8 protein-coding genes are annotated in these 9,001 nt (G+C 43.5%); 5 read left to right on the forward strand and 3 right to left on the reverse strand.

Going from position 1 to position 9,001, the window contains the following annotated elements; all coding sequences use genetic code 11:
* Window position 1 precedes the first annotated feature (1 nt).
* The 4 genes from H6G75_RS15380 to H6G75_RS15395 all read left to right on the forward strand — a co-directional run bounded on the left by H6G75_RS15380 (window position 2) and on the right by H6G75_RS15395 (window position 3,973).
* Window positions 2-1,285: a methyl-accepting chemotaxis protein gene (locus H6G75_RS15380; RefSeq protein WP_190980900.1), complete on the forward strand. Its 1,284-nt coding sequence runs from the start codon at window positions 2-4 to the stop codon at window positions 1,283-1,285.
* 135 nt (window positions 1,286-1,420) lie between these two features.
* Entirely contained in the window at window positions 1,421-2,488 is a 1,068-nt protein-coding gene (locus tag H6G75_RS15385; protein ID WP_190980901.1) for a chemotaxis response regulator protein-glutamate methylesterase, read from the forward strand.
* Window positions 2,485-3,351, forward strand: a complete 867-nt coding sequence (locus H6G75_RS15390) for a protein-glutamate O-methyltransferase CheR (RefSeq protein ID WP_190980902.1) — start codon at window positions 2,485-2,487, stop codon at window positions 3,349-3,351. Before H6G75_RS15385 ends, H6G75_RS15390 begins: the two co-directional genes overlap by 4 nt.
* Window positions 3,352-3,685: 334 nt before the next feature.
* Complete coding sequence (locus H6G75_RS15395) at window positions 3,686-3,973, forward strand: hypothetical protein (protein WP_190980903.1); 288 nt, start codon at window positions 3,686-3,688, stop codon at window positions 3,971-3,973.
* A gap of 111 nt (window positions 3,974-4,084) precedes the next feature.
* On the opposite strand, the gene H6G75_RS15400 is transcribed toward H6G75_RS15395, so the two are convergent.
* Both H6G75_RS15400 and H6G75_RS15405 read right to left on the reverse strand, forming a co-directional pair.
* Window positions 4,085-5,797, reverse strand: a complete 1,713-nt coding sequence (locus H6G75_RS15400) for a diflavin flavoprotein (RefSeq protein ID WP_190980904.1) — start codon at window positions 5,795-5,797, stop codon at window positions 4,085-4,087.
* A gap of 106 nt (window positions 5,798-5,903) precedes the next feature.
* On the reverse strand, window positions 5,904-7,628 hold the full coding sequence (locus tag H6G75_RS15405; RefSeq protein WP_190980905.1) for a diflavin flavoprotein: 1,725 nt from the start codon (window positions 7,626-7,628) through the stop codon (window positions 5,904-5,906).
* A gap of 304 nt (window positions 7,629-7,932) precedes the next feature.
* On the opposite strand from H6G75_RS15405, the gene H6G75_RS15410 reads away from it, so the two are divergent.
* On the forward strand, window positions 7,933-8,709 hold the full coding sequence (locus H6G75_RS15410; RefSeq protein ID WP_190980911.1) for a pantothenate kinase: 777 nt from the start codon (window positions 7,933-7,935) through the stop codon (window positions 8,707-8,709).
* Window positions 8,710-8,762: 53 nt separating this feature from the next.
* On the opposite strand, the gene H6G75_RS15415 is transcribed toward H6G75_RS15410, so the two are convergent.
* On the reverse strand, window positions 8,763-9,001 hold a 239-nt coding region (locus tag H6G75_RS15415; protein WP_190978840.1), incomplete at its 5' end, for a transposase.

Genomic DNA, 9,001 nt, shown 5'->3' on the forward strand with positions numbered 1-9,001 from the left:
AATGGCGACAAGTCGGACTGGGAAAACAGCCAACTCGAAATCTCCCACAGAAAACCATCAAACCACCACAGATATACAACTACAACCTTTACTAGCCGCCCTCAAAGCCGCCAAAAATGGAGATTTTACAGTCCGTTTAGCAGTTACGGATGATGGTTTAAGCGAAATTGCCACAGCATTTAATGAATGGGTGAGTTTGAACCAAAATGTCAGCAACGAAGTAGCACGCATCGCCACAGAAATCGGTACAGAAGGTAAGTTAGGTTCTCAAGCCGTAGTTAAAGGTGCCAAAGGTACTTGGCAAGAATTACTCCACAACATCAATCAAATGTCTGCAAACATTTCCGAGCAGATTCAAAGTATACAAGATGTTACCCTTGTCGTTGCTCAAGGCAACTTATCCCAGCACATTGCAGCCGAAAATGCCGGAGAATTTCAGCAACTAACAGATAATGCCAATCAAATGATTAGTCGTTTGCGTTCTTCTATCAAGCAAATGGCAGATGTAGCCACAGCCGTTGCATCCTCCGCAGAAGAACTCACCGCCGTCAGCAAAGAAATGACAGAAAACGCCAAACAAACCGCCGAACAAGCAACTTCCGCCTCCGCCTCAGCCGAACAAGTCAATCAAAATAGCATCACAGTAGTGACAGCAGTAGAGGAAATGGATGCCAGCATTCGAGAAATTGCCAAAACTGTCGCTGAAGGTGCAAAAGTCGCCAATCAAGCTGTTAAAACCGCCGATCGCACCAATGATACAATAGATAAACTCGGTCAAAGTAGCCTTGAAATTGGCAAAGTCATTAAAGTTATTACATCCATTGCCCAGCAAACCAACTTACTCGCCCTCAACGCCACCATCGAAGCCGCCAGAGCCGGAGATGCAGGGAGAGGATTTGCTGTTGTTGCCAACGAAGTCAAAGAACTCGCCAAACAAACAGCTAACGCCACTGAAGATATTAGTCAACGCATCGAAGCCATTCAAACTGATACCAAAAGTGCGATGACCGCCATCAGTCAAATTACTGAGATTATCCAGCAAATTAACGACCTGCAAAGCACCATCGCCAGTGCTGTAGAAGAACAAACAGCAACCACCAACGAAATTGCCCGCAACATAGCCGAAGCCGCCCAAGGTACCACCGATATTGCCAAAAGTATCGGTATTGTCGCTCTCAATGCTCAAACCACCACCATCGGAGCCAGTAACACTTCCGCCGCCGCCAATGAATTAGCCAGGATGGCTGTAGATTTGCAAAAAGTTGTCACGCAGTTTAAGTATTGAAAAAAGGGGCTAGGGGCTAGTTTCTTTACTCTTTGCGCCTTTGCTTACTGAGCGCAGCGCCGCCCTGAGCCTGTCGAAGGGTCGAAGTATGCGCCTTTGCGTGAGACTTTTAACTCTTGTTCTTAAAACTACACCATGCCAAAAATTCGGGTATTAGTTGTGGATGATGCGGTATTAGTTCGCAGTCGCGTCAGTAAAATTTTATCCAGTGACCCGCAACTAGAAGTAGTGGGAGTTGCGGCGAATGGTCGCATTGCCTTGGGCAGAATTCCGCAAGTCAACCCTGATGTTGTTCTCTTAGATGTGGAAATGCCAGACATGAACGGTTTAGAAACCCTGGCTGCCCTCCGACCAATTTATCCCAATTTACCAGTAATTATGTTCAGTACCGCCACATATACTGGTGCGGCTACTACTTTAGAAGCTCTTTCTTTGGGTGCTTCAGATTATGCCACCAAACCCAGTAATCTGGGGAGTGTAGAGGCTGCCAATGAACATATCCGCCAAGAATTAATTCCCAAAATTAAACTATTTGGCGCAGGAATAGCGGCATTATCTCCAACTCATCAAGCTTCTGGTGTTGTTCTGCCCATCCCTAGCAAAAAAGCACCAGTAAATGTGGTAGCAATTGGAGTTTCAACCGGAGGGCCGAATGCGCTGGCTGAATTACTGAGTAAGATATCTGCCGATTTTCCCGTTCCCATTTTGATTGTCCAACACATGCCGCCGATGTTTACAAAGTTACTAGCCGAAAGATTATCTTCTAAGTGTCAACTTCTTGTCAGGGAAGGAGTTGATGGTGGGGAATTGGCTGCTGGCCAGGTGTGGTTGGCACCAGGAGATTTCCATCTGATTGTGCAACGGGAGGGAACAAAGGTGCGTTTAGCTATTCATCAAGCACCCCCAGAAAATTCCTGTCGCCCTTCAGTGGATGTTTTGTTGCGTTCAGTTGCCCAAGTTTACGGTGCAGGTGCGATCGCAGTTATGCTGACAGGTATGGGTCAAGATGGCTTGTATGGCTGTAAATGTATCCGAGAAGCTGGCGGACAAGTACTAGCACAAGACGAAGCAAGTAGTGTAGTTTGGGGAATGCCCGGTTTTGTGGTGAATGCTGGACTAGCCAATCAAGTTGTTCCCCTGGAAAAAATGGCAGATGAAATTATGCAGCGTGTCAATTCTGTTCCTAGGTTAGGTCTGTTATGAAACAGACAGTGAGGATCTCTACTGGGGATTTTGACTATTTGCGGCAATTAGTTCATCAGCATTCAGCCGTGGTGTTAGATGGCGATAAAACTTATTTAGCAGAATTACATTTGCAGCCAATTGCGGAAGCGGCTGGATTTGACACTATTACTGAATTAGTTGCTCATTTGCGGCATCAGCCTGTGAGTGATTTACATATCCAAACAATTGAGGCATTAGTTACTAACGAAACTTCATTTTTCCGCGATACTTATCCCTTTGAAGCTTTGAAACAATTGGTATTGCCAGAGTTAATTAAAAAACGACGCATTGAGCGATCGCTTAATATTTGGTGTGCAGCTTGCTCGCATGGACAAGAACCTTATAGTATTGCCATTCTCCTGCGAGAATATTTTCCTTTATTAGCGAATTGGTCTGTTAAAATTATCGCTAGTGACTTTTCTGGGAAAGTCTTAGAACGGGCGAAGGCTGGGCGTTATAACCAATTAGAAATTAAACGTGGACTGCCGAAAAATTTGCGCGATCGGTATTTTAGATTATTAGATAATGAATGGCAAATCCAAGATGAAATTCGGCAGAAAATCGAATTTCATCAGATGAACCTTATACATCCTTGGGCAGTTTTACCCCAGATGGATATTATTATGCTGCGGAACGTTTTAATTTATTTTGATATCAATACTAAGAAAAGTTTACTCACCAAAGTTAGACAGCAATTAAACCCAGATGGTTATTTATTTTTGGGTAGCGGCGAAACTACAATCAATCTGCATCAATCCTTTGAACGTGTGCAGTTTGACAAGAGCATTTTTTACCGATTACGTCCAGTGGGTTTAGATGATGCGATCGCACTAGGGCAGTAAGCAATTTTTGGAATTTATAGCAGCCGTCAGATATGTTAGGTTAGGACAATTTGAAAGCTTGAATGCACGAATAGTAAGACGTTTCCTCCTGCCTTCTGCCTCCTGCCTTCTGCCTTCTGCTATATGATGAGTTTAGAGCTGGATAGTAGATTACTGCATTAACACAGCCTGCACCGATGCGCTAATATTGTAAGGTGTCTTTCAAAATTAAGAATATTTAAGTATTTATACTTAGTTAATTTTAAGTCACAACAAAACCCAGAAACATTCCTGATCATCAGTTTGATAATTATCAAACCGATGCACCATACAAGTAAATTTTTAACAATTAACAATGGTAGAACGCCCAATTAAGAAATCGGAACGTCAAGCCCAAGCAAATACCGACAACAATTCAGAAAATTCTGATTCTGCGCCTTCTATTGAATCTCATCCTAAACGCTCCAATTCTAGAGACAATCGCTCCTCTGGCAAAAGAAAAAAAGGTACAGCGAAGGATGAAGTTAAACCGCCAGTTAATCCTGCTTTAGCGCGTGGGCCAAAACCGGTTAAACCTCCAGTGGTTAAATCAGAACCAGAAACAGACTCAGAAGCAGTTTCAGAAGAGTCACCTGCTGAATAATTAATTAAAGCCAAGGTGTAATTCTTACCTTGGCTTACCCATAATAATTCTTACCAAAAAAGTGCTGAATCCTGTTCACTTCGACTTTGCTCAGTGAACAGGATTCAGTACTTAATAATGTGTAGCTGACTTGCGATGATGCACCGCAGTCACACCATCTTGATTCAACACCTTACCGTTTTCCACAGTGGCATAAACTAACCAGTGGTCGCCCGATTCCATCCGGTGCTGCACTTTACACTCCAAGTAAGCTAAAGCATCAGCCAAAATCGGAGAACCATTTGTACTTTCTTGTGTGGCGACACCTGCAAATCGGTCTTCACCAGGGCCGAAGGGTTTGAGGAAATGTTTCATCAACCCTATGTGATTACCCTCTTTAAGAATATTCAGGATAAATTCATTACCAGAGTGAGTCAGTGGTTCTACTGCCCGTTCTTTAGCAACGGCGATAGTTAACCCCGGTGGATTAAAGCTGGCTTGGGCTACCCATGAGGCTAACATAGCACTGGCTCTATCTTCTTGTTTGGCTGTCAGCACACACAAGGAACCAACAATGCGCCCAACTGCTTGTTCAACATTGGTCGCGGGGACACTTTGCGATCGCACTTTTTTGGCTTTCTTCAATGCTTGAGCAAAGTCGGTTCCGGCTTCTTCACACAATTGCAGAGTTGCATCGTCGGGTTTAAATTTAACGCGGATAGTATCAAACCCGAAGCGATAGCCAGCATCTTTGAGTCGGCTTTCAATTAAATCAACAGCTTCACCACTCCAACCAAAGGAACCAAACACACCCGCTAGTTTATTATTCGTGGCGGTGGAGAGAACAATCCCTAACGCTGTTTGCACAGGTGTGGGTGCGTGACCGCCCAAAGTTGGCGAACCCATGACAAAACCAGCCGACTTTTCCACAGCCGCGCGGACTTCTTCTGGTTCAGTAAATTCGCAGTTAATTGATTCTACCGCCACACCAGCTTTTGTGATGCCACGAGCGATCGCTTGGGCTAAAGTTGCAGTATTCCCATACGCCGAAGCATAAATTAATGCTACTGTCAAGTCAGCCGAGGTTTGCTGTTGACTCCATTGGCGATAAGCTTTAGTTAGCTCAATTAAGCCGTAACGTACTAAAGGCCCGTGTCCAGTAGCATACAAACGTGCGGGAAAATCTGCCAGTTTTTCTAACGCTGTTTCCACCTGCCGCGCGTGGGGAGCCATGAGGCAGTCATAATAATAACGGCGGTCTTCGTTAATAATTTCCCAACCTTCATCTAATACTTGGTCGCCGCAGATATGCGCCCCAAATAACTTATCTGTGTAGAGAATTTCGGTTTGGGGGTCGTAGGTGCAGAGTTCATCAGCGTAGCGGGGGTTGGGTGTGGGAATGAATTGCAGGTTATGTCCCTTACCCAAATCTAGGGTTTCTTCCCCCCGCATGACGATAATTGGTAAGTCTGGATTTTCTAAAGCACCGCGTAAATTGATCGCCCCTGGGTTAGAACAAACAAAGGTAATTTGGGGTGCAATTTCTAATAAAGCTTTTAAAGTAGCGGCGCGGTTAGGGTTGATGTGACCGAGAATGACATAATCAATTGCTGTGACATCAATGCGCTTTTGCAACGCATCCAAATAAATTTGCGTGAAAGTCTCCCCAGGCGGGTCAATCAAAGCAATTTTATCTGCTTGAATTAAATAAGAGTTAGCCGTAGTTCCTTTGGCTAAAGCATATTCAATTTCAAATCTTAACCTTGCCCAACTGCGCGATCGCATTACAGTTGTATCGGTAGCAATTGGTAGTATCTGCACGTCACGCGGTTTAGTATTTGGCATAATTTTTGAAATTAAAAAGAGAATAAATAGTGATTCAAAGTAAAAGGTAAAAATAAAAAAGAATAAACTTTTTTTGCCTTTTACCTTTTTACTTTTTACTTCGTTTTTAGTAGTGATTTCCTACTTTGCGATGATGCACAGCTGTCAGTGATTCAGGTTTGGAAACTCGGCCGCCATTCACTGTGCTGTATACCGCCCAGTGGTCGCCACAGTCCATCCGGCTGACGACTTCGCATTCCATGTATGCTAAAGCGTCGGCGAGGATGGGTGTACCATCTTCGGCGGGTTGGGTTCGCACACCTGCAAAGCGGTCTGCACCGGGGGCGAACCGTTTGAGGAAGTGGCGCATGAGGGTTTGATAATTGCCTTCTTCTAAGACGTTTAACACAAAGCGATCGCCTACTTGCATTAAGGATTCAATCGCCCGGTCTTTAGCAACTGCAATGGAAAAACCCAAGGGTTTGAAGCTGGCTTGCGCTACCCAAGAAGCTAACATCGCACTGGATACGTCGCCTTTTTTGGCGGTAATAATATACAATCCGCCACTGAGTCTACCAAGGGCTTTATCTAAGTCTGCACCTAGAGACTTCATCGCTTTGATACTGCGATCGCGTGTTACCCACTGTCCTAAGTCTGTGCCTGCTTCTTCACACTGCTTGTAAATATTTTCGCTGGGTGTTTCGCTAAGTTGAATTACTGGGAATGCGATATGTAGTCCCAACGCCCGGAATTTGTTCAACAGGGGGTAAGTCGGTTCATCATTACCGCCAGCAGTTTCAAATATACCAATGGCTTGTTTCTCTTTAGCCGAGCCTAACACAGTACTGAGTGCGGCTTGAGCAATGGTATCACCAGCAGATGGCGGCGCACCAATGACTATCCCGGAACAACGCCCAACTAGTTCGCGCAATTCTTGTAAATCTGTAGCTGAACCCAAATCTATTACTTCTACAGCTACGTCAGTTTTGCTGATACCGTTGATAATTGATTGGGCAAGGCGATCGCTATAACCGTATTCTGAAACGTAGAATACACCAACGGTAGTTTCTGGTTTGGCTTGGTTCTGGCTCCACTTGCGGTAACGCGCGGTTAGTTCTTCAACGTTGTGATAAAGTAACGGCCCGTGACCTGTCGCAATCATTTTAATCCCAGGCAATTCGCCCATCCGCTTCATTGCAGACAGTACCGAGCGTGAATTTGGCCCCATCAGGCACTCATAGTAATATTTAAAATCAGCTTCAATAGTTTTTAAGTCTTCGTCAAAAGTGGCTTCGGAGCAATAGTGCATTCCGAAAGCATCGCAGGTAAACAGAGTTTGGGTTTGATGGTCAAAACTGAAAATGGTGTCCGGCCAATGTAAGTTAGGCGCAATGACAAATTCTATCTCGTGACCTTTACCCAAATCTAAGCGATCGCCATTTTTGACAATCTGCCGTTTAAATGGCTGATGTACCAAATCTTCCAAAAATTGAATTGCGACTTTGGAAGCCACAACGGTAATTTCTGGAGCCATTTGTAACAAATCTTTCACTAATCCACTGTGGTCTGGCTCAGTGTGGCTGACAATCAAATAATTGATATCTTGAGGATTAATCAACCCTGTGAGCGTATCAAAATACAGCTGACGGAATTTCTCATGGGAGGTATCAACTAAGGCAATCTGCTCACCGCGAATCAAAAATGAGTTGTAGGTAGTACCATTTTGTAAACCAAACTCAATATCAAAGCGATCGCGATCCCAATCTAGAGAGCGAATTGCCGTCGTATCTTGAGAAATTTCCTCAGTTCGTATTGTCAGCCGTTTTTCCGTTTTCTCGGTGAGCGATACCATAAATCCCCTCTCAAACACAATGAGTATTTATTCCGCTTGTTCTATTTTGACACGGTTCAAATGTAAATTTTTATTAAAAAACCTATAGTTGTCTTAAAAAAATCAAAAGAGTAAAACCGCGTATATTGAAATCTGGCGCTAACCATTAGAGTCGCAGCTACAAGAACAAAGCTTGCAAATTCAGCACGTAGCCCTCAGACTAAAGTCTGGGGCTATACAAACTAAACCCGATTGGACGGGCTTTAAGATAGTCCGCCTGGACGGACTTTGTTTGTATAGCCGCGATTTTAATCGTTCGGGTGGTATGAATATACATAAACCTTGGCTGGCTTTGGAGATAGGTAATTCCCGACTGCATTGGGGGTTATTCGTAGGCGAAACCCTTGACTGTACATGGAATACAGACTATCTACCTGATTCAGTTATACAGCAGTTGGGTAACGGTCGAACCTTAGATGAGTTTCCAGCCAAGATTTTTACCCTTCCTAGTCCTCTTCCCCTGGTAATTGCTTCCGTTGTTCCCAGTCAAACCGCACTTTGGCAAAGTTACCCCAATGTCAAAGTAATTACCTTAGAGAATGTACCTTTAAAAAATACCTATCCCACATTAGGAATTGACCGCGCTTTAGCTTTGTGGGGTGCGGGGATAAAGTTGGGATTTCCCATATTAGTAATTGATGCTGGAACCGCACTCACTTTTACAGGTGCAGATAGTCTACAGAATTTAGTTGGCGGTGCAATTTTGCCAGGGCTAGGTTTACAATTTGCCACTTTAGGTCAAAAAACCAGTCAATTACCACAGTTAGAAACGCAAAATATCATCTCTTTGCCATCACGTTTTGCACTTAATACCCCAGAAGCAATTCAAAGTGGAGTTATCTACACCTTGTTAGCCGGAGTCAAAGATTTTATGACAGCTTGGAGGGATTTATATCCTAATAGTAAAGTGGCGATTAAAGGAGGCGATCGCACTTTATTATTTAACTATCTACAAACTGTATACCCAGAAATAACAGCCCGTTTGATTGTAGAAACAAACTTAATTTTTTGGGGAATAGCAAAGGTTTATAGTCTATATTAATTTACTGAGAAATACTAAAGCGACTATGACCTAGAATAGAGATATAGCGTTTTCTACTCTGGTGAGGTGCAGTAACAAGAATGTGTAAACCAATTATAAATGTCATTTAATGAGACTTGGCTAAAAGCATTTTCAATCGCTTTCGCTAAATCAGAATAAGTTCTTGCTCTAATAGAACGTAGTATGTTTTTAATTTTTGACCAACAATTTTCGATAGGAGAAAAATCAGGAGAATATGGGGGTAAATAAATTAACTTAGCACCAGCAGATTCGATTAATTTCTGAATATCTC

The sequence above is a fragment of the Nostoc sp. FACHB-280 genome (assembly GCF_014697615.1).
Taxonomy (GTDB): Bacteria; Cyanobacteriota; Cyanobacteriia; order Cyanobacteriales; family Nostocaceae; genus Nostoc_B.